This is a genomic window from Photobacterium halotolerans DSM 18316 (assembly GCF_000425165.1).
Taxonomy (GTDB): domain Bacteria; phylum Pseudomonadota; class Gammaproteobacteria; order Enterobacterales; family Vibrionaceae; genus Photobacterium; species Photobacterium halotolerans.
Genome location: NZ_KE384321.1, coordinates 234,818 through 259,781 on the forward strand (window position 1 = coordinate 234,818; position 24,964 = coordinate 259,781).

Consider the following 24,964-nt stretch of genomic DNA (forward strand, 5'->3'; position numbering starts at 1 on the left):
AGTGTTTTGGTCTATCATTTTAAGTGTAACGAAGATCACAATCTTCTTTTACTTTTTTAATAAAATTGCAAAAAAGCACTATAGATCAGGGAAAACTGGGAAAACGATTAAAAATGAATCAACAGCTAACTGTAACCAAGCGTGATGGACGCAAAGAACGCATCGATCTGGACAAGATCCACCGTGTCATTACCTGGGCCGCTGAAGGTCTGGAAAATGTGTCAGTGTCGCAGGTTGAGCTGAAATCTCATATCCAGTTCTACGATGGTATCAAAACAGAAGATATTCATGAGACCATCATTAAAGCAGCTGCTGACTTGATTTCGGAAGAGTCGCCAGATTACCAGTATCTGGCTGCCCGCCTTGCTATCTTCCATCTGCGTAAAAAAGCGTATGGTCAGTTCGAGCCACCGACACTGCTCGACCATGTAAGAAAAATGGTCGACAAGGGTAAGTACGACAAGCACCTGCTTGAAGATTACTCTGCCGAAGAAATGGCCGCGATGGATGACTATATCGATCACTGGCGCGACATGAACTTCTCGTATGCTGCAGTAAAGCAGTTAGAAGGTAAGTACCTTGTCCAGAACCGTGTCAGCGGTGAAATCTACGAAAGTGCCCAGTTCCTGTACATTATGATTGCGGCGTGCCTGTTCAGTAAGTATCCGAAAGATACGCGTCTGGACTACATTAAGCGCTTTTATGATGCTGTGTCTCTGTTTAAGGTTTCCCTGCCTACACCTATTATGTCTGGTGTGCGCACGCCAACCCGCCAGTTCAGCTCATGTGTACTGATTGAATGTGATGACAGCCTGGATTCTATCAATGCAACCGCCAGCGCGATTGTTCGCTACGTTTCCCAGCGTGCGGGCATCGGTATCAACGCAGGCCGTATTCGTGCCCTGGGTTCTGAAATCCGTGGCGGCGAAGCCTTCCATACCGGTTGTATTCCGTTCTACAAGTATTTCCAGACCGCGGTAAAATGCTGTTCTCAGGGCGGCGTTCGTGGTGGCGCTGCCACACTGTTCTACCCAATCTGGCACCGCGAAGTTGAATCTCTGCTGGTACTGAAAAACAACCGTGGTGTTGAAGAAAACCGTGTCCGTCACATGGATTACGGTGTCCAGATCAACAAACTGATGTATACCCGTCTGATCAAAGGCGAGACCATTTCTCTGTTCTCACCGTCGGATGTACCTGGGCTATATGATGCTTTCTTTGCCGATCAGGAAGAGTTTGAACGCCTGTATGTGAAGTATGAGCAGGACGACAGCATCAAAAAGCAAACAGTGAAAGCCATCGATCTGTTCTCTCTGCTGATGCAAGAGCGTGCGTCTACTGGCCGTATTTATATCCAGAATGTTGACCACTGTAATACTCACAGCCCGTTCGACCCGGCGGTTGCGCCAATTCGCCAGTCTAATCTGTGCCTGGAAATCGCGCTGCCAACCAAACCGCTGACCAACGTTGAAGATGAAAACGGTGAAATCGCGCTGTGTACTCTGTCTGCGTTCAACCTGGGTGCTATCGAAAACCTGGATGAGCTGGAAGAAATGGCGGAGCTGACCGTCCGCGCTTTGGATGCCCTGCTGGACTACCAGGATTATCCGCTGCCTGCAGCTCGTCGTGCGACCATGAACCGCCGTACTCTGGGTGTGGGTGTGATCAATTTTGCTTACTATCTGGCAAAACACGGTGTGCGTTATTCAGACGGCAGTGCGAACAACCTGACTCACCAGGCGTTTGAGGCCATTCAGTACTACCTGCTGAAAGCGTCTGTCGGCCTGGCTAAAGAGCGCGGCGCTTGCCCGGCGTTCAATGAAACCACCTATTCGAAAGGTATCCTGCCCATTGATACCTATAAGAAAGATTTGGATAAAATCTGTGGTCAGGAACTGCGTTATGACTGGGATGCGCTGCGTCAGGAAATCATGACTCACGGCCTGCGTAACTCAACGCTGTCTGCTCTTATGCCGTCTGAGACATCGTCTCAGATTTCTAACGCAACAAATGGTATTGAGCCACCTCGTGGTTTCGTCTCCATCAAAGCGTCTAAAGACGGCATCCTGAAGCAGGTGGTTCCTGAATACAATAAATACAAAGACAACTATGAGTTGCTTTGGAACATTGGCAGCAATGATGGCTACCTGCAACTGGTCGGTATCATGCAGAAGTTCGTCGATCAGGCGATTTCCGCTAATACCAACTACGACCCGAGCATTCAGCCAGGTGGCAAAGTGCCAATGAAACTCTTGCTCAAGGACCTGCTGACAGCGTATAAACTCGGCGTTAAAACTCTGTATTATCACAACACCCGCGATGGTGCTTCTGATGCGCAGGGCGATGTCGCTGCAGACGACTGCACCAGCTGCAAGATTTAATAACTAACAAAAACAAATGGGAGCTTCGGCTCCCCTTTGATGCTGAGGACACAATGGCATACAGTACTTTCTGTAAAACTAACAACAACCCGCTGCATGAACCTATGTTCTTTGGTCAGCCGGTTAACGTTGCACGTTACGACCAGCAAAAGTTCGAGATTTTCGAAAAACTGATTGAAAAACAATTGTCTTTCTTCTGGCGTCCGGAAGAAGTTGATGTATCCAGTGATCGTATTAACTTCAACAATCTGCCTGAGCACGAACGCCACATTTTCATCAGTAACCTGAAATACCAAACCCTGCTGGATTCCATTCAGGGACGCAGCCCAAACGTTGCCCTGCTGCCACTGGTCTCGATTCCTGAACTGGAAACCTGGATTGAAACCTGGTCATTCTCAGAGACTATCCATTCGCGCTCCTACACGCATATTATCCGCAATATCGTTAACGACCCTGCTGTGGTATTTAACGATATCGTTGAAAATGAGCACATTATTAAACGCGCGGCGGATATTTCCCGTTACTACGACGAACTGATCCAGGACACCAGCGATTATCACCGTATGGGTGAAGGCGAGCATGTGGTCAACGGGGAAACCGTTGTGGTCAGTCTGCACGAGTTAAAGAAAAAACTGTACCTGTGCATGATGTCGGTCAATGCGCTGGAAGCGATCCGTTTCTACGTCAGCTTTGCCTGCTCTTTCGCCTTCGCTGAACGTGAGTTGATGGAAGGTAATGCCAAAATCATCAAGCTGATCGCTCGTGATGAAGCCCTGCACCTGACAGGCACTCAGCATATCCTTAACCTGATGCGTACCGGTCAGGATGATCCTGAGATGGCTGACATTGCCCGTGAGTGTGAACAGCAGAGCTTCGACATCTTTAAAGATGCTGCTGAGCAGGAAAAAGAATGGGCGGAATACCTGTTTAAAGACGGGTCGATGATCGGCCTGAACAAAGACATTCTTTGCCAGTACGTGGAATACATCACCAACCTGCGTATGACAGCCGTTGGCCTGAAACCCGCTTACCCGGGTGCCACTCAAAACCCGATTCCGTGGATTAACGCCTGGCTGTCTTCTGACAACGTGCAGGTTGCGCCACAGGAAGCGGAAATCAGTTCTTACCTGGTTGGTCAGATTGATAACGACGTCAGTGCTGACGATCTGGGTGACTTCGAACTATGAGCCGATTGACCATTACGGTTAACGGACAACAGGTTTCTGGCAATAATGATGAGCCTTTATTAGTCCAACTGGAACGTGCAGGTTTACAGCCTGAGTACCAGTGCCGCAATGGAATGTGTGGGGCCTGCCGGTGCAAACTGATAGCAGGCCAGGTGGATCAGCGCGAGGCAATGGCCTTTGTCGCACCGGGAGAAATCCTTGCCTGCCGGTCGATACCAACCTCAGATCTGAGTCTGGAATTTGATTACCAGGTCCAACTCTCTCACTCTGCGGTTAACGAGTAACCCACCTCAGCGCTGAACACAGCTCAACTCTGTGTCAAAAAAAGCCAGTCTGGAGTACCAGACTGGCTTTTTTGTTTCTTGTGCTGATTGAGATCAATTCGGCTCGGCCGGTAAAAACAACTCACTCAGCCTCTCGAACGATTCATACTGGCCAATCACGGTCTGACCCGTTTGCCACCGGCGCAGCATATCCAGCATCAAAGTCGCGACCATTTTACGATGAGGCTTATTGGCATACTCCCGTCGGGTACGCACGTGCTGCGCCCAATCGCCGTTTGGCGTAGACAGGGCAATCGCAATACTGTTGTCATACAGCGGGCCACAAACCAGTGCCAGATCAGAACCCGTCTGCTGCCGGGCGGCGGCGGCCATTGCTAAAGAGGCCCCCATAGGCTCTGCGTCGCTCAAAGAGGGATCGACCTGGGTCGTCAACAACCATCCCTGACTTAATGCAGTCTGGGTCGCCGGATTATCCTGCAGCCAGTTAAGTACATCACCGCCGGTAAACTGCTCTGCCACCGTTAATGTGAGAGGGGCTTTGGAGAAATGCGTGCCTATGGTATCGAGCAAGGTTTCACCGGCACCGACAATATTCTCACCCAGGCGCGCCTGAATTTGCGCTAACACGGCAGCGGCCTGGGCATCATTTTTAGGTGCAAACAACTTCACTTCGATAAAAGGCAAGTAAGAGCGGTAACCCAGCTGGAATAACGGCGGTAAGGACAGCGAAGCCAGAGTATCGTTGATGCCTGACTCTGATAATCCGAAGCTGTACAGCCGGTGACACTCAAGGCTTGCGACATCCGGGTGCAGCGATTTAAGCCTGGGCAGGATCTCGTCTTCTACCATGACCTTAAATTCACTGGGCACACCCGGGGTGAAGAACAAATGTGCACGGTTCAGCTTCATCATGAAGCCGCATGCGGTACCAACCGGGTTATCCAGTACGTCGGCTCCCTCTGGCAACATGGCCTGCTTCAGGTTTGCCTGCGGCATTTCCCGACCCAGAGTCCGGTACTTCTCGATCATTTGCTCAACCCAGAACTCCGACTGCTCTAAGCCGGCTCCTGCTGCAATGGCTGCCGCCTGGGCTGTCAAATCATCGGTGGTCGGCCCCAGACCACCATTTACAATGACGATATCAGCCGTAAGGCTGCACTGCTCTATTTCCGATGCCAGACTTTCAAGCTGATCACCGACTGTAGTGCGTCGCGACAGCGCGAAGCCGTTCTGAAAAAACAAACGGGACAGCCATGCTGCATTGGTATCAACGATATCTCCATGCAGGACTTCTTCACCGGTACTTATCATGACAACTTGCAACATGTTGTTCCTCTTATTTATTCAGTTGGCACTTCACTGTAACACTTAGTCAACCACGAGAGAATCTTAAGCACTGATAATTGAAAACACCCTCTGGTGCAATGCATTACACTCACTACATAACAATCAGAACCGTAAACTTTAATTTACATAAAAATAAACAAAATTTGACAGGTCATTTTTCTGCATTTAAAGTGTTCACCGTAAATTACGCCTGCTAATCAGTACAATTTGCAGACAAAAACACCAATTGTTGTACAAATGTTATGAGTAAGTTCGCCATGAAAGTCTATTATCGTCGGCCACAGTGGTCGAGCGTGTTGTAAAGAAATCTGAACATATCAATTCCTTCCAACCCAGTGCACCATTGTGGCTATATTTTTTCTTCGGAGAGAATCAGCCTTACCGCCCCCTCTCCCATTAATTAAACCAATAAAAATACAGGGAGTTTTTACTCGATGAGCATGAACAAAACCTTCGGCAGTACTTTAATTATTGCCGGAACAACCATTGGCGCAGGGATGCTGGCCTTGCCGCTGGCATCAGCCGGACTGGGTTTTACAACCGCCACACTGACCATGATCGGTATCTGGGCACTGATGGTATACACAGCGCTGCTGATGCTGGAAGTTCATCAACATGCTGATCCTTCAGCCACGCTCCACTCGCTGGCGAAAGAGTTGCTGGGTACAAAAGGACAAGTTGTCGCCAACATTGCAATGATGTTTCTGTTTTACGCATTGTGCGCGGCCTATATTGCCGGTGGCGGTGCCCAGTTAAATGACAAGTTGTCCGGCTGGTTTGGGCTTGATGTCATGCCGCAGGCTGGCACAGTGTTGTTCACTTTGCTGATTGCGACTGTGGTATCGGTCGGGACACACTCGGTTGATTTGGTCAACCGTATCCTGTTTACGCTGAAAATTATTGCACTGGCTGTCATGCTCAGCCTGTTACTGCCGCATATTCAGGGACAACATCTGGTGGATATGCCGGTCGAAAAAGGCCTGCTCATCTCGGCTCTGCCTGTGGTGTTTACCTCCTTTGGCTTCCACGGCAGCATTCCTTCTATCGTCCGCTATGTGGGCATAGACATGAAAGCGCTGCGCAAGGTGATGATAGTGGGTGCCTCTGTGCCGTTAGTCATTTACCTGCTGTGGCAAGTCGCCAGCCAGGGCATTCTCAGCCAGTCTGATCTGATCGCCAATTCCAGCCTGGGCAGCTTTATTGCCGCATTGAGTACACTGCTCAAAAGCCCTATGGTCAGTAATTCCGTCTCTATCTTTGCAGACCTTGCGCTGGCGACCTCTTTCCTCGGGGTAAGCCTGGGCTTGTTTGACTTCCTGTCTGATACCTTAAATCAGAACAATTCGAAGTCCGGCAGAGTACAAACGGCTCTCTTTACCTTCGTACCACCGCTGTGCTTTGCCCTGTTCTATCCGCAAGGCTTTATTATGGCGCTGGGTTATGCGGCGATTGCGCTCGTCATTCTGGCTATCTTCCTGCCAGTGGCCATGGTGCATGTTCAGCGAGGACAACGCCAGGCTATCGGTGAGTACCAGGTCAGCGGCGGCAAACCGGCTCTCATCATGGCAACCGGCGCAGGTGTGCTGATCATCACAGCACAGTTCCTCCAGATGGCAGGACTTATTCCTGCCGTCGGGTAAAACACCATAAAAATGCACACTGAGTTTCATAATGTGAAGTAAGTGTGTGTTTACCTGTAAAGCAAGAGCAATTCTGGGCTTAGCTGTTTAGCTAAGCCCATTCTCAGACGTTAGCTCATCACTTGCACAGTGCACTTCCGAGCCAATAGATCCGCTGACAGCTCACTATTTGTGCTTATTTATCATTAATTTACATTTACGCAACACGCACTTCCTGAATCAAGATCACGCTTTACACCCTCTCGCATGTATGCCTCAGACAATTTAGGCTATCGTTGAGGCATTGCCCCTTTAAAGTCATTCCTTTATCTGGTATGAGCCAATTCTTTACGACCTTTGAATATCTGCAATCCCCGGTATGGGTTTTCGACATCGAAAACAAAGCCATTATCTGGGCCAATTCTGCTGCACTTCCCCTTTGGGAGGCAGAGAGCCTGAGTGAGCTTACCTCACGGGATCTGGGACAGGATATGTCCGACGCGGTAGAAGCAACCCTGAATGACTATTTGCAGATGTTCAAACGCGGTGAATCGCTAAAACTTTGGTGGAGCTACAGCCCCAAGAGCAAAGTGAAAAATGCATTGTGTCATTTCTCTGGTATTCCGAGCGAAGATGGCAGAATCGCTATGCTGGTTCATGTTATTTCTGAGGAAGCCAGCCTGAGACGTGAACTGGCATTTTCTGATGGCTCAAATCTTGCCCTGCTTTTTTCTTCTGAAGGTCAGTTGCTGAGTGCCAATCGCGCCTTCATTCACGCTTTTGGTGAACAGCTGGACAGCCTCGCCACTTTTGTCGGCGATATCAAATTGGCAGAAAAATGGTTGCATGATGCCAGTGAAGGACAAGTGGTCAACCACAGAAAGCTGTGCTGGACAGGCCGAAACTACGACTGGTTCAGCATTGATGGCAAGTGGCTGGCTGACAAACAACAGCTCTTACTCAGCCTGGTGAATATCAGCCAGGAAAAAGAGCAGTTAAAACAGGCGAAATACCAGTCAGAACACGACTACCTGACCGGCCTGCTGAACCGCAGGGGCATGATTAATGCTATCCACGCCTCTCAGCATTCATCACAGCCTTATACCTTGCTGTTTCTGGATGTAGACGGGTTTAAGCTCATCAATGACACCTATGGGCATGCCATTGGCGATAAGATGTTGCGGGCTATCGCTATCCGGCTCAGCGAAATTGTCAAATTCAACGGCTTGCTGGCCCGGTTTGGCGGAGATGAATTCATCATCCAGATTGACCACCGCCAGGTTGAAGATCCGGCCCAGTTTGCGCGAAAGCTCATTACCAATCTCAATAAGCCTTTTCACCTGAAAGAAGTGGGTGAGTTATCCATTGGCTGCAGTATCGGGATGGCCAGCTTCCCCAATGACGCAAAGAAAATTGAAACCCTCATCACTCAGGCTGACATGGCAATGCACCGTGCCAAACTGAGGGGCCGTAATCGCTGCCATCATTTCTCTCCTGAGATGGCAGAAGATTTATACCGTAAAATGACACTGCGCCATCACCTGACGCTGGCCATGGATGCTGAAGCCTTTGAACTCTATTACCAGCCCATCGTCGATCTGAAAAACAATCGGTTAGGTGGATTTGAAGCCTTAATTCGCTGGTACGATGAAGATCTCGGCCAGGTGGCACCGTCTGAATTTATTCCGCTTGCTGAAGAAACCGGCCAGATTGTACCGCTAGGAAAGTGGACGCTGAAACAAACTTGTATGCAGCTTTCACACTGGAATAAAGCCTATGGTAAGCGTTTTACCGTCAGTGTGAATCTGTCCCGGGCCCAGCTCCATGCCAGTCTCGCAACTTATATCGGGACATTACTCGAACACTACGACATTAACGCCAGCCAACTGGCGTTGGAGCTCACTGAATCTGCCATGTTGCAGGAGTATGATGACGCCAAACAGTGTCTCATCGATTTAGCGGAACTGGGCATTGAGCTTCATCTTGACGATTTTGGTACCGGTTATTCGTCACTCTCTCAGTTGCAGAACCTGCCCATCACTATGGTGAAATTGGATCAAAGCTTCGTGCAGGCCAATAATCAAAGCAGCCGGGCAATTGTGGAAGCGACCTGTGCTATCTGTGACAAGCTGAACCTGAAACTGGTCGCCGAAGGTGTTGAAACGCTTGAACAGCTGGAATATATCCAGCAGTGCGAGTTTGACTATTGTCAGGGATACTATCTGGGCAAACCCATGCCAGCCCATGAACTGGAACAGCGACAATTTAATCTGTTCAACATCATCCCCAAAGCCAGCTGACCCCATCTACCCCATCCAACGTCAGAGGCCGCTGTGATCAGCGGCCTCTGCATTGCAATTTTACGTCCACATCGGGCTGAGTCCCTGCCACATGGCCGCCATGCCGGCAAAAGTACAAAGCACCAGCAAGGCATACCTGACCCATTCAGTTTTAATTAAATGCTGAACTTTATACGCAAACAAGGTGGTCAGTATCGGCGCGGGCAGCACGATCAGTGCATATTTCAGGTGCCACAGACTAAAATGGTCCGTTGCCGAAAGGGCAATCAGCGATAAAACACAGCTGAAGACAAAATACACGGCCAGATTCGCCCTTAATTTTCCGGCTTCCGCGTGCTGCAACACCAAAGCCATAGGCGGGCCACCAATACTGGTTGTCGTCCCCATCAGGCCCGAAGTAAAACCAGCCACAAACAAGGCTTTAGGGGTGGGCTTGAAGCGAACCTTAGATAAACTGATCAGAACCGCCAGTAACACACCCACACCCAGCACCAGGGCCAGATGCTCAGCACTGATGTATACCAAAATCCAGCCGGCAACTATGGTGCCAGGCACGCGCCCGACAAACGCCGCGCTCATTCCGGTAAAGGAAATCATTCGCCGGTACTGCCACATATTAATCAGTGCCAGTACCAGGCCAACAAATGTCACCACACCCGGCACAAAACGTGGTTCATAAAAATACACAATCGGCGCCGCCACAATGGCCATGCCAAAGCCAACGGTACTTTGCACAAAACAGCCAGCCGATAAGGCCAGCGCACAGAAGATCAGCGTGCTTGTCTCCATTATTTCTCCAATTGGGCGTGAATAAGTATATTTCTTGGTGTGGTGGGTTTATCACAGAATGTGCCAACTAACACCTGATATCCGGCCTCTTCCATAAACAGCGCCCGGTCAAAAACCAGCCACATTTCAAGCGGTCGGCGAAAAGCCTGGCGAACCAGCTCCATACGCTCTACCTTTCGAAAGCGGACTTCTCCCAATCGCTGCCAGTACGAATAATCCATCTCTTGCGGCAGTTGTAATCCTTTTTGCTCTGCAGCCCACCGGCAAAAATCAGCAAACCCATGCTTTAAGAGGGCTTTTTGCACATTGGGGACAGGCAAATAAGCGTCATTGTTGGTCAGATGTTTCTGCAAGGCATCAAAGCCCAGACGGTAACTGACTTCGACAAATCGCTGCTGTTTCACTCTTTGTCCGGCTGTGACGGTTTCCTGCAACGGCATTCTCAGATCATGCTTAGATAAGCTCAGCTCACTCTTTGTTGCCGGCGCCGACAATGGCTGATACGCATCATGACGGATCAGGTGGTAGCAGCAAGGTGACACACTGACTGCCGCGGTGCGCTTTGCAACCACCCGCTCCAGCAGACTGACGTGCAGATCGCCGCAGGCATGTAAAGCCACCGCATGCTGATCCGGCCGGATCACACTGGCGCTTTCCGGTGCAAAGGCATCCGCCTGAACGAAAGTCATTGGCAAGCCTAACTGATTCGCAGCTAGCTGGCCGTCTTGTGTCAAACTTTGTTGCCATTCAAGGCTGGTGACCCGGGTGTTGTGGCATGCTGCAAGCACTCGCCCTAAATAACCTTTGCCGGCACACCATTCCAGCCAGGGAAGCTTATGCGAAGGCAGTACCGCATTGAATGCCAGTACCTGCTGCCATTTCCGGCCCGGAATACCAACATCCAACCCACGGGGCAGATGCGGCGAAACCTCTGAGACTAAAGGGAGTGCAAGAATATCAGCCAACTGATGCATTTCAGGCAGAGCAGGGAGAAAAACGGCTAGTTCATCAATGAGCGCAGCAGTGTCTTCCAGTAAGCTGGCCACATCCAGATCGGACAGAGAGTCCAGCCAGTCAGACAGCCCTGGCATACTGTGCTGCCAGGGATATTCGTGGCAGGCGAAAGGCATAAACTGCCAGTATGCTCGTTCCTGAGTGAGCAAGGCATCCAACTGACAAAATGTGTCTGAATAAGCAGACATTGACGACCCTGATACGCTAATTAACTAAAGGGCCGCATTTTATCTCAGATCAGGTCGCAAAAGCAGTGAATAGTGAAGAGAGTACAAAAAAGCCGCAGAATGCGGCTTTTTTGTTGCTGCAGGGCTTTAAAAACTCAGCGCACCGGCAGTTTAATACTGGCGAACATGGCTTCTATTTCATCATTACTCTTGAGTGCTAATGCCTGATCAACCACGTTCCGGGTCAGATGCGGGGCGAAGCGCTCCATGAAATCGTACATATAAGTACGCAGGAAGGTGCCTTTTTTAAAGCCAATGGTCGTCGTACTGGCTTCGAAAATGTGGCTGGCATCAATAGCAACCAGATCATGATCCGTCTCAGGATCAATCGCCATGCTCGCCATCACACCAACGCCAATTCCCAGACGCACATAGGTCTTGATCACATCGGCATCTGTCGCCGTAAACACAATACGCGGTGTTAACCCGGAGCGGTTAAACGCATTATCCAGTTCAGAACGCCCGGTAAAACCAAATACGTAAGTCACCAAGGGATAAGCCGCCAGATCGTGAATCGTAATGTCTTTCTTCTGGGCCAAGGGATGATCCGAGCGCACCACAATTGAGCGATTCCAGTGATAGCACGGCAACATAATCATGTCCTGATATAAATGCAGTGCTTCAGTTGCAATGGCAAACACAGTGGTGCCCTTGGAAACCGCATCGGCTATCTGGGAAGGTGTTCCCTGATGCATGTGTAAAGAGACTTTCGGGTAGCGTTCAATAAAACCCTGAATCACTTTGGGTAGCGCATAACGCGCCTGGGTGTGTGTCGTCGCGATATGCAGTGTGCCCATTTCCGGATGCGTATACTCGCCGGCAACCGATTTAATGCTTTCTACTCGCGAAAGAATGTCACGAGCAATACGGACAATATTCTCACCCGCCGGCGTCACTTTGGTCAGGTGCTTACCGCTACGCTCGAAAATTTGAATGCCGAGCTCATCCTCAAGTAAACGTACCTGCTTGCTGATGCCCGGTTGAGAGGTATACAGATTTTCAGCCGTTGAGGACACATTGAGATTATGGTTTACCACCTCAACGATATAGCGTAATTGTTGTAGTTTCATTTTCCCGCCCCAAATATAGTCCGTTACATTCTAACAATGCGACTATCTATTTCACTATGTTATATACAGTATCATAGTGTCTAAAATGCACATGTACAGCAACACAAGGGTTCTGACCATCATAATTTGACAACAGGTGGAAATCTATACGGGCCCGGCGTTAGCGACAGGGCACCAGCGACCTCCCCCAATGTAAAAATGTGCGCACTGCGAATGTGAGGCTATGAGCAAAATTCTACCCTATGCTATGACCTCATGATCAGATGGTGTATCTTATGGCTTCATTTGTCTGTGGATTATCTGATCGAGTTTTATGAGTATACCTTTAGTGGTCGGTCTTATCGGCCTGTTGTTAGTCCTGGTTGTGGGTTATAACGTTATCATTCAGTACCGGCAGCAGCTGGAAAGCCAGAAGCAGCAGGAATTGGCTAAGCACATTGCCATCATCGACTCCAGTGAAGATCTGATAGGTCATGCTCATCATTTGCCTTACAGCAAAGAATTACTGGTCTGTCTGAATCAACGCATCCTGTCAGCCCTGGAAAGCATGTTCGAGGTGGATCAAAAAGATCGCTCTATGCCCCAGCGTATTAACAACGTCCGGGAGCAGATTCATCAGCTGCAGCAAAATTACACCCCTAACGAAATGTCTGGCTTTAAAGTACCCACCACAGACCGTCAGGCTATTGCTATGCTGCAGCTGGTCAAACGCCTGAAACAGGTAGTTAAAAGCGAGCACAGCAAAGGCCGCCTGGGCACCCAGGCATTCGTTGCTGAGAATGCGCGTCTGGAAGGATTACAGCTGCGCATTAACATTGAAAACGTTGTTAAACGTGCCAACGATGCCCGCATGAAACGCCAGATTGGTACTGCCAAACAGCTGTTAAGAAAAGGCCTGGATGCGCTGGCGACCAAAAATCACAATTATGCCAATCAGGCCCGCGAAAAGTTGCAGGCCATGCTGGATGAAATTGACAGCTCGCAGAATCAGAGCAATGCCAAACAGCGTCAGGAAATGCTCGAAAAAGAGCAGGACGAACTGGATATCCTGTTCCAGCCGAAAAAGAAATGGTAATGACAGCACATTGCTAATCCAATCAGGCCGCTTAAAAGCGGCCTGATTCGTTTGGGCTGTACCTATCACTTAGTTAGCCGATATTGTGATTACGACGTGGTGATTACGATGTGGGGTTTACAACATGGTGTTCACTGAGCACTTTGGCCAGTGTAGAACGAGAAAGACGGCCGCACACTTCTCCCTTCTCTCCCAGCACAGGCAAAGCGACGTCCGCCTCCAGAGTGACAGGCAGCACCTGCTCAAGCAGCTGATGACGCGAAATCGCAGGCACCGGCAGCAAAGCCGATTCATCTAACCGCCCGTCCTCAGCGTCAGTCATGGCCTTTTCAATACTGTGACGGGTCAGCACGCCCAGATACCGCTGCTGCTCATCCAGTACATAAACTTCGTTCAGGCTATGCTGCTCCATGTAGCGGTTCGCCTCAGATACCGAACATAATCCAACACAGTGCGCGCCCGGCGACATGACAGCCTCGACTTTCAGCACTCTGGACCGATTCACATCTTTAACAAAGGCTTCGACATAATCGTCAATGGGGTGCAGCAAAATATCCACAGGTCGGCCCTGCTGAATCAGCTCACCGTCGCGCAATATCGCGATCCTGTCACCCAGCCGCAATGCTTCGTCCAGATCATGAGTGATAAAAATAATGGTCTTGCCGAGTTTGGACTGCAGGGCCATCAACTGTTCTTGCATCTCGCTGCGAATCAGCGGATCCAGCGCCGAAAAGGCCTCATCCATCAGCAGAATATCAGCATCGGTACAAAGCGCCCTCGCCAGTCCAACCCGCTGCTGCTGCCCGCCAGACAGGCTCGATGGATAGTGTTCGCCATAGCCTGTCAGCCCCACAGTCTCCAGCCAGTAGCCGGCTTTTTCCCGCCACTCACTGTTATCAGCACCTTGTATCTGCAGACCATAGCCAATGTTCTGCAGCACAGTCCGGTGAGGCAATAGGGCAAAACGCTGAAAGACCATTGCCATCCGCTGTCGCCGGAATGACTGCAGCGCAGAAGCACTCAAAGCGGTGACATCCACCCCGTCAATTTCCACCTGACCGGCAGACGGCTCGATAAGACGATTAAAATGCCGGATCAAGGTCGACTTGCCTGAGCCGGACAAGCCCATCACGACAAATATCTCGCCCTGACATATCGACAGGTTAATCTTGTTCAGGCCAACCGTATGCCCGGTTTCTGCCAGGATGGCAGATTTCGATTTTCCGGCATGCACCTGTTTCAGTACCCGCTCGGATTGAGGGCCGAACACCTTATACAAATCGCGCACACGAATGAGCGGCGTGCCTGTGTCTGACGTGTGGATTGAATCAGTCATGTTTTTGCCCCGCAAGATGTTGCTGGGTGCGCCGGGCATAGCTTTGGGAGATACGATCAAAAATGATAGCCAGCGCCACTATGGCCAGCCCGTTGAGCAGACCCAGCGTAAAATACTGGTTGGTAATCGATTTAAGGACAGGCTGCCCCAAACCTTTTACGCCAATCATGGACGCGATCACCACCATGGCCAGCGCCATCATAATGGTCTGATTAATCCCCGCCATGATAGTCGGCATCGCCAGCGGCAACTGCACCCCGGTCAGCCGCTGCCAACTGCTCGCGCCATATGCCTCCGCCGCTTCGAGCACTTCTTTGTCCACCAGCCGAATACCCAGATTCGTCAGGCGGATCACTGGGGGGATCGCATAAATCACCACGGCAATCAGGCCCGGAATTTTACCTATGCCCAACAGCATCACGACCGGGATCAGATACACAAACGCCGGCATGGTTTGCATCACATCCAGCAGCGGGGTGATCACATTTTGCGCCCTGTCTGAACGGGCCATCAGAATCCCTACCGGTAAACCCAGCACGATCGCCAGCAGCGTGGATGCGATAATAATGCTCATGGTGCGCATAGTATCTTCCCACATACCGAAAAGACCAATGAACACAAAAGCAACGACTACGCCAACTACCAGCTTCCAGGAACGACTGGCATAAAAAGCCAGTCCGGCCAGTAGGGCAATCATCAGCCACCACGGCGTATTCAGCAGCAGCTTTTCAAAGCCAATCAGCAAAGAGAGCAGCGGGTCAAAAAAGGATTCAATACTGTCACCGTACTCACGTGAAAACGCACGATAGGCGCCATCGAGGGTTTTACGAATCGCGAGCAGTTGATGACGATCGAATTGGGGGAAATCGGTAATCCAGGAGAGTTCAGCCATATCGGGGTGCCGTAGATCGGTAAAATGAACAGACCCGGCAGCTACCGGGTCTGACTGGATCAGCGAGCCGCCAGGGCTTGCTTAATACGCTGTAACGCTGCCGGTGTTACCCACTGGCTCCACAGTGACTCATTATCCGCGAGAAAGTGCTCTGCCGCGATTTCACCGTCGGCCTGATTTTCTTCCATCCAGGCCAGCATGCGGTTCATTTGCGGATTGGTAAAGGCGCGCTTTGATAAATAGGCCAGCGCGTCAGGCGCTCGCGCCGCAAAACGCTCTGTCACCACAGTATCAACCGGCGACGGCGGATACATGGTCGGTTTAGGGTCCAGACAGTCCGCCTGGGTAATACAAGCCTTATAATGCTCGGCATCTACCCCTGTGCCGAAGTCCACTTTCACCATCTCGTATTTACCCAGAACCGCGGTGGGCGCCCAGTAGTAACCGAACCAGGGCTCCTGCCGCTCATAGGCTTTTGCAATGGATGCCGCCAGACCGGCGCCTGAACCGGGATCCACCAGCTCAAAACCTGAATCGCCCAATTTGAGCGCGTCAAACAAATGCTCAGAGGTGATCTGGCAGGTCCAGCCAGCAGGGCAGCCCATCATGGCGGATTTATCCGGATCTTCAGGATGTTTAAACAGGCTGGCATTGGCTTTCACCCCGGCCAGGGTTTTCAGGCTTGGCTCTTTGTCCACCATGTAGGCCGGCACCCAGAAGCCTTCTTCACCCCCGTCAGATAAGGTCACACCGGCATAGCGCAACCGACCTTCCTTAACACCTTTATCCAGTGCTTCGCGCATGGTATTGCTCCACATTTCAGGGGCAATATCCGGCTCACTTTTTTCAATCATGGATGTCGTGGTGGGAATGCTGTCGCCGGGGACAAGCTCGGCATCACAGCCGTATCCTTGCTGTAAAATGAACTGATCCAGATGGGCGATAAAGGTCGCGGAATTCCAGTTCATGTCGGCAATGGTGACATGGCCGCACGCTTGTTCAGCCTGCGCATTCACACTCAAAGGTAAAGTCACAGCGGCCAGTAACCAGGGGGCAATCCGGGGTAAGTGCATATAAAGTCCTTTTCTGATGTGTCTGGATGCCAATAACCGGCAGACCTCCTTCACCAGCCATCGACACATACTTTTTCAGTATAAGCACACCAAAATGGAATAACGATGATACAGCCCTCTTTTTTAAAGCTAAGTGGTTCATTTTTTCTTAGTTTCTTAAGATGAACCAATCTCTGTCATTCTCTGGTCGCTCAGAAAGAGCTTTGTTATAATCCGCCGGTTTTCTTTCTCCTGTTCAACTCAGCAATAAGACCCATCCATGACAGACACTCAGAGCATGATCAACGAGCTACTTCTTCCCGTCCGCCGGTTTCTGCATTGCGAAACCCCAGAGAGCTGGCTTGAGGAAGCACGCAAACCGGAAAACCTCAATGCCTTGCTGGTTGATCACTGTAACTGCGAGCTGAAAGCCAGCCAGACCGCTATTTTCCTGATCCGCAAATACGCCGTGGATGAGAAAAGCGGCCAGGCACTGCTAGACTGGGCCAAACCGTACGAAGATTTCGTCTATGGCAGGTCACGTCAAAAAGACGCCTTCCACGGCAAAAAGAATGGCCTGAGTGCTGAACTGACAGCCAGGGCAGATTGCCCTTACGGCCAGGATCTGATTGATAAGATGGTTCGCCTGATCAAAGAAGAATTCCACCACTTTGAACAGGTACTTGAGATCATGGACAAGCGCGGTATCGCTTACTCAAACCTGAGTGCCGGCAACTATGCCCGCGGGCTGATGAAAGCCGTGCGTACTCATGAACCCGCCACCTTAATCGATAAACTGATTGTTGGCGCTTACATTGAAGCTCGCTCCTGCGAGCGTTTCGCCAGACTGGCACCGTTTCTTGATGATGAACTCAAGAAGTTTTACATCTCGTTGCTGCGCTCTGAAGCCCGTCATTATCAGGATTACCTGAAACTGGCCGAGCAAATTGCCGGCAAGGATATCAGTGACCGAATTCTGCACATTGGCCAGCGGGAAGCCGGACTCATCAACACCCCGGATCAAGATTTCCGCTTTCACAGCGGCATTCCGGCCACCGCTATGGTGAACTGAACACCACACGGCTGAAATCAATCCAGCCATTCGCCAGCAGTGATACCCCATTGAGATGACTTCGGACATTGAGCTGCTGGCGGTTTTGCCACAAGGGACGATAGATGCCGATATCCACCAGCCATTGTTCGATCTCCTGAAATTTGTCCAGCCGCTCAGCCAGATTGTCAGACAGAAAGACGGTTTCCAGTTCTCGCAGCAACCGTGTCTGCTGCTGAGGTTGCAGGCATACGGCCAGCGCAGTGCTCGCCTTGAGCCATTCCATCCAGCTCAGTTCCGCGTCCTCGCCAAATACTTCACCGGAAATAATGATATCCGCCTGGGCCAGCCGCTCTGCCTGGTTGAAGTCCGGAAATGTTTCCACACAGCAAGTCGCCGGAATACCGGCGGCATTGAGTGCCGCTGCCAGTTGCTCGGCCAGGGCAATATGATCCCGCAACTGATAAGTCAGCACAGAGAGCGGAGCGTCAGGCGCTGGCAGATCTGAGAAATCCACAGCCACCCCGGTGTGGTGACAGGACAGTTCAGATTGCAACATGCCTTTCGCAACACGGTAATCTGCCGGTACCATAACGGCAGGCAGCGGCAGCTGACGAATAAAAGCGGATAATCGCAGCCTGTGTGCCGGTACCGCCATCCAGCCAGCACGATTTTCATTCAGCAACGCATACTCACACCCTTTTTCCCAGCTTTCGAGCTGCGAAAACGGCGTTGTCTGTCCCGGCACCAGCCAGGGATGAACCACATCACTGCTGACCTCAAAATCCATGGCCTGATCGCCAATGTTCCAGATCTCCACGGCATCGAGCCAGGGTCGATAGCCATGGTATTGCTCAAATGCACTCAGCCGGGTCAGCCACTCAGTGTGCTCATCAAGACGAAAAGCACCGGCGCCGAGAATGCTCCCATCGCGGGACACTTTCGAGATACCTGCCGCCTTTTGTGTTAACAGGGTCGGTATAAAGCCAGCGGTGGCATTCGTGGTCAGCTTCAGGCGCAGCGGCGCAAGCACCTCAACCGCTTTAATGCACTCGAACAGCCTGCGGTTACTGCTGTCAGACGCTTGCAAACGGGCAAAATGGGCTTGTACCGCTAAAGCATCCAGGGGCGAACCGTCATGAAACGTCAGTCCTTTTCTGAGTGTGATATGCCAGTCATTGCCAATACGCTCCCAGTGTGCGGCCAGATCGCCGTGAATCCGCCCTGAATCAGGATCCCGTTGCAGCAACCCGGCATAAAGGTAACTGCCGAGATGCACTTCGGTCCGCCGGGAGAGCTGCACGGCATCCAGATCATGAATCCCCCGATAAAACGGGATACGCAGCACATCGCTTTGTTCCTGCTGCGGTATCGCACGGTTATCCGAACGGTTACCCGAACGGTTATCCGAACGACGGCAACCTGCCAGGTACTCTGCCAGCAACCCCTGCCTTTGTGGCTCGGACACTAAGGCTGTGGCACGCTCCACCTGATGCTGAGCCAGCAGCGACAATGCTTCCTGCTTAAGAACCGAATCAACCGGTTTTTTCAGACAAATTGTCGGTAAATTACCGCGACCGACACCCGGCTGCCAGCTTATCCAGCCTTCCTCAACCAGCTTCTTAATCACAATCTGAGCATTGCGCCGGGTACAGGCGAGTCTCTGCGCCAAAGTGTCTAGTGAGATCGACCGGGCCTGTCCGACCGTCAGTTCTTCTCTGAAGTACATTAATGCTCGCCAATAGCGCATAAAAGGTGAAATCCCTTGTTATTGTTTACACTTTTTCTTCCACTTTTATCACGGATAATCGTAAATCTCTATGATGTGAAAAGGAATTTATGATGACAACCGTCACCCAGTCCCAAACGGGCATTTGGCAAGAGCCGAAGTTTCTCATTCTGCTCTCCAGTGCCTTTTTTGCTGCCTTCGGCGCCAAAATTTACAGTCTGGCGCTGCCACTGCTCGTGTATGAACTGACAGCATCGTCCGAATGGATGGGCTGGATGCGCGCTGTAGAGTATTTGCCGAATCTGTTGCTGGCACTGTTCATCGGGGTTTGGGTCGACCGTGTGAACCGCAAGCACTGGTCACAGGCCATGCTGATTGGCCAGTGTCTTTGCCTGCTCATTGCTTATACGGCCGTTGAATGGCTGGCAGAGCCGCTCTGGGCGCTCTTTCCGGCCGCTTTCATGATGATGGCTTTCGATTACGGCTACCACAATGCGCGGCTTGGCATGATGAAAACAGCGCTGCCGCAGGCATTGCAAAATACGGCAACCGCACGTTTCAGCACCATGTACAGCTTTCTTGAGACCGTCGGGCCGGTACTGTCCGGTATGCTGCTACTGATGGCGGCGATCCATCAGGTGTTCCTGTTGCTCATTATTTTCTACCTGATTGCATTTGTGCAACTGCACCGAATGCCATTTACACCAGCGGCCCCTGTGGCTCATCCGCCTGTCCTCATCGCACTCAGAGAAGGCTGGCAGGCGCTGAGTGCCGACAAGACCATGTGCCTGATCACTGCCGCCGTTGTGGTCATTAATACCACAGGCGCTGTGTTTCATGTCCAGGCGATATACTTTGCCAAAGCCACGCTCATGATGACCAACCTGGAAGTCAGTTATCTGATTGCCGCATCGGGGATCGGCGGCATTCTGGGCGGATTCGTCGCCGATAAGATCAGAAAACGTATGGGTCTGGGCTTGCTGCTGATTCTTTCCATCGCCTTTGAATCCGTGGGATTTGCCCTGCCAGCCCTGCTGCCCAGTGCACCGATGTTAGCCTTATCCTTCTTTTTGATCAGCAGTATAGGTTTGATGAGTTCTATCTGTATCTGGAGTTACCGCCAGGAAGCCTTCAGTGACACACTGCTCGGACGCGTAGCTGGTATCACCGGCTCACTGTTTAAACTCGGCATGCCTTTCGGTCTGGCGGCATCCGGTTATCTGGTGGTGACACTGGGGACAGAAAGACTGTTCTTGCTGTGCAGTATCATTCAGTTCATCACTGCGCTGCTGCTTTGCCTGACCCGTGTCCGTCACACCCCCTGATAGTCAATGAATACTCAAATACTGGCTGGCTCCGGGGCAAACCCGGAGCGACCATAGTGCTTTTTGACCACTGGACCACCACAGATTATCAGCCGTGAATATTAACAGCTGGCATATTCATCTGATCTTTTCCGCTCCCTTGTGTGGCGATGAAAACTTCGGTAGCTTAAAAACTCACCGATACTAAGGTACCCATCATGAATGTCACTTTACTGCAGCGCTGGCTTCTCACCCGGATACCCCTCAGTCGGTAGCATCTCCCCTGCCCGGCTGTGAGTCATGCAGTCGGTCTCCATCTCTCACAGCCTGTTCTTAAACACAAAAGGAAGTGAGCAATGGAAAAAGAACTGACACCCACTCCGGCCCTGTCGATCGACACACAAGGCATTGTTTATGCGCTGATCGGAACGGTATTTTTCTCTTTAAAACCTGTGCTGATCAAAATTGCCTATCAGCTTGGCGGGGATGCTGTCACCATCATGAGCCTCAGAGCAGCCAGCTCTCTTCCTTTCTACCTGCTGATACTTGGCTGGCTGCTCCGCGATGCCGGGCAGCGACACAAGACCCTGCGTTATGGCTGGCAGGCCATGCTGATTGGGATTTTAGGCTATTACTTTGCTTCACTGTTCGATATTCTGGCGCTGGAAAGCATTTCCGCTCAGCTTGAGCGGTTACTGTTATTTATGTTTCCGTCTTTTGTGGTTCTGATCAGCGTGCTGATTTTAAAAGAAACGCCGAAAGCGGGGACTTTTCTTTCCATCCTGCTGGGGTATCTGGGTATTGCGCTGATAGTCGCGCATGACATTCAGCATCTGGGTGATGATATCTGGCTCGGCAGCCTGTACGCCCTTGTGTCAGCCATGATTTTTGCCACTTATCTGGTGCTGAGCAAACAGGTGATCAGTCAGCTCGGCAGCCAGTTATTTACCAGCCTCGGCATGACCAGCGCCGGGATTGTCATTCTGCTGCATTTTCAGTGGTCAGGGGCGCAGCTGAGCACTATCTCACTGGATTTGGCCTTGCTGGGCATTGCACTGGGATTTTTCTGCACTGTCTTGCCGTCCTATCTGATTGCAGCCGCGATGGCACGCCTGACCCCATCCGCCGTCAGTCTGACCAGCAATATCGGCCCGGCCATGACGGCAGTCTTTGCGATCACCCTACTGGATGAGTCATTTACCGTGTATCACCTCATCGGGATAACGCTGGTGGTGTTTGCTGTGATTCAGGTCAACCGCAAACCCAGGGCTGCTCGAACACAGCTGACATCACCGGCCGAAGAGACTTCGACCGGACAGAAAAAAGCCACCTCACCTGCCGGCCCCAAAACGGAAGCATAAAAAAACCGCCTTGCGGCGGTTTTTCATTATTTCTCTTTTTTGGCGTTTTTGCGCTTATCGGTAATGAGCCATTTCCCGGCATCATAGAGTGCAGTATAACCGGTTGGTTTACCGTCTACTTCTGAACGGACATAGTTCTCTTTGGTCTTGCGGCTAAAGCGAACCACTGTCTTCAGGCCATCCGGATCTTCGGTCGGCGCCTCAGTCAGATAATGGAACTTGGGTGACAACCTGTCTTTAAAGCGAACCAGCTCTTCCACCAGAGGAGCACGGGTCTCACGGGATTTAGGGAAGGTGCTGGCCGCCAGGAACAGACCTGATGCACCATCACGCAACACAAAATACGCATCCGGATCCTGAGTACAAGGCAGCTCAGGCAGATGAACCGGATCTTCTTTCGGCGGCGCTACCTCACCGTTTTTCAGGATTTTCCGTGTGTTCTTACAAGTTTCATTGGTACAGCCCATGTACTTACCGAAACGGCCATTTTTCAGTTCCATGTCTGAGCCGCATTTATCACACTCAACCACAGGGCCTTCATAGCCTTTCAGTTTGAACTCACCTTTTTCAACCACGAAGCCATCACATTCGGGGTTGTTACCGCACACATGCAGCTTACGGCTCTGGTCGATGAGGTAGGCATCCATCGCTGTACCGCACTTAGGACAACGTTTCTTCGCCCGTAGAGCGGCAGTTTCCACATCCTCTTCAAGGACGTTCACCACACCTTCTTCATCACCCAGGTTAATGGTGGTCTTACAGCGCTCCTTCGGAGGCAGGGCATACCCAGAGCAACCTAGGAACACCCCGGTAGAGGCGGTACGGATACCCATAGGGCGAGAGCAGGTCGGACACTCAATATCGGTCAGAACGATTTTGTTCGGCTTCATTCCGCCTTCATCTTCATCCTGCTCAGCCTTGACTAATTCATCGGTGAAATCACTGAAGAATTTGTCGAGTACCGATTTCCAGTTTGCCTGCCCTTCTGCAATCTTGTCCAGATTACCTTCCATGCGGGCGGTGAAATCGTAGTCCATCAGATCTGAAAAGCTGTCTTCCAGACGGTCAGAGACGATTTCACCCATTTTTTCCGCATAGAATCGACGCTGATCCACTTTGACATAGCCGCGATCCTGAATAGTAGAAATGATCGAAGCATAAGTCGAAGGACGGCCAATACCGCGTTTTTCCAACTCTTTAACCAGTGCCGCTTCTGTGAAACGCGCAGGCGGTTTAGTAAAGTGCTGCTTGGGTTCCAAACTGTCCAGCGTCAGTACATCACCCACCTGAACGGTCGGCAGGGTGGTATCTTCATTCTTGCCTGACGGACGCTGCACTTTGGTCCAACCGGCAAAACGTAATGTCCGGCCTTTGGCTTTCAGCGTAAAGTTATCGGCCTGCACGGTAATGGTGCTGGAGTCATACTGCGCCGCTGTCATCTGACAAGCCACAAACTGGCGCCAGATCAGGTCATACAGTTTGACGGCATCCTGATCCATGCCTTCCAGATCTGCGGGCTGAGTATCAACACTTGACGGACGAATCGCTTCGTGCGCTTCTTGCGCATTGCCCTTGCTGCCGTATACCACAGGATTGGCAGGCAGGTAATTTTCACCATATTCAGACGCAATATAGCCACGCACGGCCTCGACTGCTTCTTTGGACAAGTTGGTCGAGTCAGTACGCATATAGGTGATATAACCTGCTTCGTACAGACGCTGAGCCAGGCCCATAGTGCGTTTTACGCCGTAACCCAGACGGGTACTGGCCGCTTGTTGCAGCGTTGATGTGATGTAAGGCGCTGAAGGTTTACTGCTGGTCGGTTTATCTTCCCGTTCAACGACTTGATAAGCCGCTTTTTCCAGTAAAGAAACCGCTGCATCTGTGTCCGCTTTGTTGACCGGACGAAATGCCTTGCCCGCCTGCTGGGCCACCATAAGACGCAATGCGTCTTTGCCGCCGGTTACCGTATTGGCGTGAATATCCCAGAACTCTTCCGGCACAAAGGCTTTGATTTCACGCTCACGCTCAACGATCAGCTTTACCGCTACCGACTGAACACGACCGGCAGACAAGCCCCGGGCAACTTTTTTCCACAGCAGAGGGGAAACCATGAAGCCAACAACACGATCAAGGAAACGGCGTGCCTGCTGCGCATTCACACCATCAATATTCAGTTCACCCGGATGTTCGAAAGCCTGCTGAATCGCATTTTTGGTAATTTCATTAAAAACAACACGTTTATAGCGTTCTTCATCACCACCGATGAGCTCACGAAGATGCCACGCAATAGCTTCTCCCTCGCGATCCAAATCGGTTGCCAGATAAACATAATCGGCGTTCTCAGCCAGTTTTTGCAATTCCTGGACGACTTTCTCTTTGCCGGGCAGCACAGCATAATGCGCTTCCCAATCTTTATATGGGTTCACACCCATTTTATTGATCAGCGCTGTAAGCTCTTTTTCTTTTTTGATCTGTGCTTTCTCTTCAGCGCTCAGACCTTTCGTGGACGATGCAGTCGCTTTTTTACCTGTACTGCTACCACCAGTAGACAGGTCTCGAACATGACCAACGCTGGACTTTACGATGAAATCCTTACCAAGGTACTTATTAATCGTTTTTGCCTTGGCCGGGGACTCCACAATAACAAGAGATTTACCCATATGACTCTATTACGTCCTCGTGCTCGCGAAATTTTCAAATAAAAACATATAGTTGCACGCTAAAAGTGACAGTGTATGCACGGCAACGCTATTACAATATTGGGCTACTATACAAGAAGGTCAACCTGTTTTTAAGAAATTCAGGCTAATTGCTCGACCCTTCTGCATATGTAAACACTGTGTTAAGTGCCGCTGTATTATCCAATCAGCGCCCACTTTTCATCTCTCTGAGTCAGTATTCTGACAGGGCGCAGATCATTACCACCTCGACGGAACTTTGACT

Annotated in this window: 18 protein-coding genes; 9 read left to right on the top strand and 9 right to left on the bottom strand. The window is 50.9% G+C overall.

Annotated features, from left to right (window positions below):
- The first annotated feature begins 113 nt into the window (after positions 1-113).
- Genes nrdA through H511_RS0116920 form a run of 3 tightly spaced genes read left to right on the top strand, consistent with a single transcriptional unit; the run spans position 114 to position 3,852 of the window.
- Complete coding sequence (nrdA, locus tag H511_RS0116910; protein WP_027253376.1) at positions 114-2,381, top strand: class 1a ribonucleoside-diphosphate reductase subunit alpha; 2,268 nt, start codon at positions 114-116, stop codon at positions 2,379-2,381.
- A 53-nt stretch (positions 2,382-2,434) separates the two neighbouring features.
- Complete coding sequence (gene nrdB / locus H511_RS0116915) at positions 2,435-3,568, top strand: class Ia ribonucleoside-diphosphate reductase subunit beta (protein WP_027253377.1); 1,134 nt, start codon at positions 2,435-2,437, stop codon at positions 3,566-3,568.
- Positions 3,565-3,852, top strand: coding sequence for a 2Fe-2S iron-sulfur cluster-binding protein (locus H511_RS0116920; protein ID WP_027253378.1), 288 nt, complete (start codon positions 3,565-3,567; stop codon positions 3,850-3,852). The genes nrdB and H511_RS0116920 overlap by 4 nt, the downstream gene beginning before the upstream one ends.
- Positions 3,853-3,945: 93 nt before the next feature.
- On the opposite strand, the gene H511_RS0116925 is transcribed toward H511_RS0116920, so the two are convergent.
- Positions 3,946-5,178, bottom strand: coding sequence for a CinA family nicotinamide mononucleotide deamidase-related protein (locus tag H511_RS0116925; RefSeq protein ID WP_027253379.1), 1,233 nt, complete (start codon positions 5,176-5,178; stop codon positions 3,946-3,948).
- A 455-nt stretch (positions 5,179-5,633) separates the two neighbouring features.
- Between H511_RS0116925 and H511_RS0116930 the strand changes: the two genes are divergently transcribed.
- Positions 5,634-6,839 (top strand): aromatic amino acid transport family protein, encoded by a 1,206-nt coding sequence (locus H511_RS0116930; protein WP_027253380.1) that lies wholly within the window; start codon positions 5,634-5,636, stop codon positions 6,837-6,839.
- Between the two features lie 314 nt (positions 6,840-7,153).
- Positions 7,154-9,118, top strand: coding sequence for a putative bifunctional diguanylate cyclase/phosphodiesterase (locus H511_RS0116935; protein WP_027253381.1), 1,965 nt, complete (start codon positions 7,154-7,156; stop codon positions 9,116-9,118).
- A 60-nt stretch (positions 9,119-9,178) separates the two neighbouring features.
- On the opposite strand, the gene H511_RS0116940 is transcribed toward H511_RS0116935, so the two are convergent.
- From H511_RS0116940 to cysB, 3 genes are all read right to left on the bottom strand, one after another.
- Complete coding sequence (locus tag H511_RS0116940; protein WP_027253382.1) at positions 9,179-9,907, bottom strand: sulfite exporter TauE/SafE family protein; 729 nt, start codon at positions 9,905-9,907, stop codon at positions 9,179-9,181.
- Positions 9,907-11,109, bottom strand: coding sequence for a methyltransferase (locus tag H511_RS0116945; RefSeq protein WP_027253383.1), 1,203 nt, complete (start codon positions 11,107-11,109; stop codon positions 9,907-9,909). Before H511_RS0116945 ends, H511_RS0116940 begins: the two co-directional genes overlap by 1 nt.
- A 134-nt stretch (positions 11,110-11,243) precedes the next feature.
- Entirely contained in the window at positions 11,244-12,218 is a 975-nt protein-coding gene (gene cysB / locus H511_RS0116950) for an HTH-type transcriptional regulator CysB (RefSeq protein ID WP_027253384.1), read from the bottom strand.
- Positions 12,219-12,531: 313 nt separating this feature from the next.
- Between cysB and H511_RS0116955 the strand changes: the two genes are divergently transcribed.
- A complete protein-coding gene (locus tag H511_RS0116955; RefSeq protein ID WP_027253385.1) occupies positions 12,532-13,293 on the top strand; it encodes a hypothetical protein in 762 nt (253 codons plus the stop codon).
- A 103-nt stretch (positions 13,294-13,396) separates the two neighbouring features.
- Here H511_RS0116955 and H511_RS23715 read toward each other — a convergent pair whose 3' ends face one another.
- From H511_RS23715 to H511_RS0116970, 3 genes are read right to left on the bottom strand one after another with little or no spacing between them, the layout of a single operon-like run.
- Complete coding sequence (locus H511_RS23715) at positions 13,397-14,629, bottom strand: quaternary amine ABC transporter ATP-binding protein (protein ID WP_036759871.1); 1,233 nt, start codon at positions 14,627-14,629, stop codon at positions 13,397-13,399.
- Positions 14,622-15,521: an ABC transporter permease gene (locus H511_RS0116965; protein ID WP_027253386.1), complete on the bottom strand. Its 900-nt coding sequence runs from the start codon at positions 15,519-15,521 to the stop codon at positions 14,622-14,624. Before H511_RS0116965 ends, H511_RS23715 begins: the two co-directional genes overlap by 8 nt.
- A gap of 59 nt (positions 15,522-15,580) precedes the next feature.
- Positions 15,581-16,594, bottom strand: a complete 1,014-nt coding sequence (locus H511_RS0116970) for an ABC transporter substrate-binding protein (RefSeq protein ID WP_036759873.1) — start codon at positions 16,592-16,594, stop codon at positions 15,581-15,583.
- A 259-nt stretch (positions 16,595-16,853) separates the two neighbouring features.
- Between H511_RS0116970 and miaE the strand changes: the two genes are divergently transcribed.
- Complete coding sequence (gene miaE, locus H511_RS0116975; RefSeq protein ID WP_027253388.1) at positions 16,854-17,645, top strand: tRNA isopentenyl-2-thiomethyl-A-37 hydroxylase MiaE; 792 nt, start codon at positions 16,854-16,856, stop codon at positions 17,643-17,645.
- Here miaE and H511_RS0116980 read toward each other — a convergent pair.
- Positions 17,632-19,374, bottom strand: coding sequence for an SgrR family transcriptional regulator (locus H511_RS0116980; RefSeq protein ID WP_027253389.1), 1,743 nt, complete (start codon positions 19,372-19,374; stop codon positions 17,632-17,634). The genes miaE and H511_RS0116980 overlap by 14 nt on opposite strands.
- 92 nt (positions 19,375-19,466) lie before the next feature.
- Here H511_RS0116980 and H511_RS0116985 point away from each other — a divergent pair, with 92 nt between their 5' ends.
- Entirely contained in the window at positions 19,467-20,678 is a 1,212-nt protein-coding gene (locus tag H511_RS0116985) for an MFS transporter (RefSeq protein ID WP_027253390.1), read from the top strand.
- 335 nt (positions 20,679-21,013) lie between these two features.
- Entirely contained in the window at positions 21,014-22,018 is a 1,005-nt protein-coding gene (locus tag H511_RS23720) for a DMT family transporter (protein ID WP_081669316.1), read from the top strand.
- 26 nt (positions 22,019-22,044) lie between these two features.
- Here the strand turns inward: H511_RS23720 and topA are convergent, their stop codons facing one another.
- Positions 22,045-24,681, bottom strand: a complete 2,637-nt coding sequence (gene topA, locus H511_RS0116995; protein WP_027253391.1) for a type I DNA topoisomerase — start codon at positions 24,679-24,681, stop codon at positions 22,045-22,047.
- Positions 24,682-24,964 lie beyond the last annotated feature (283 nt).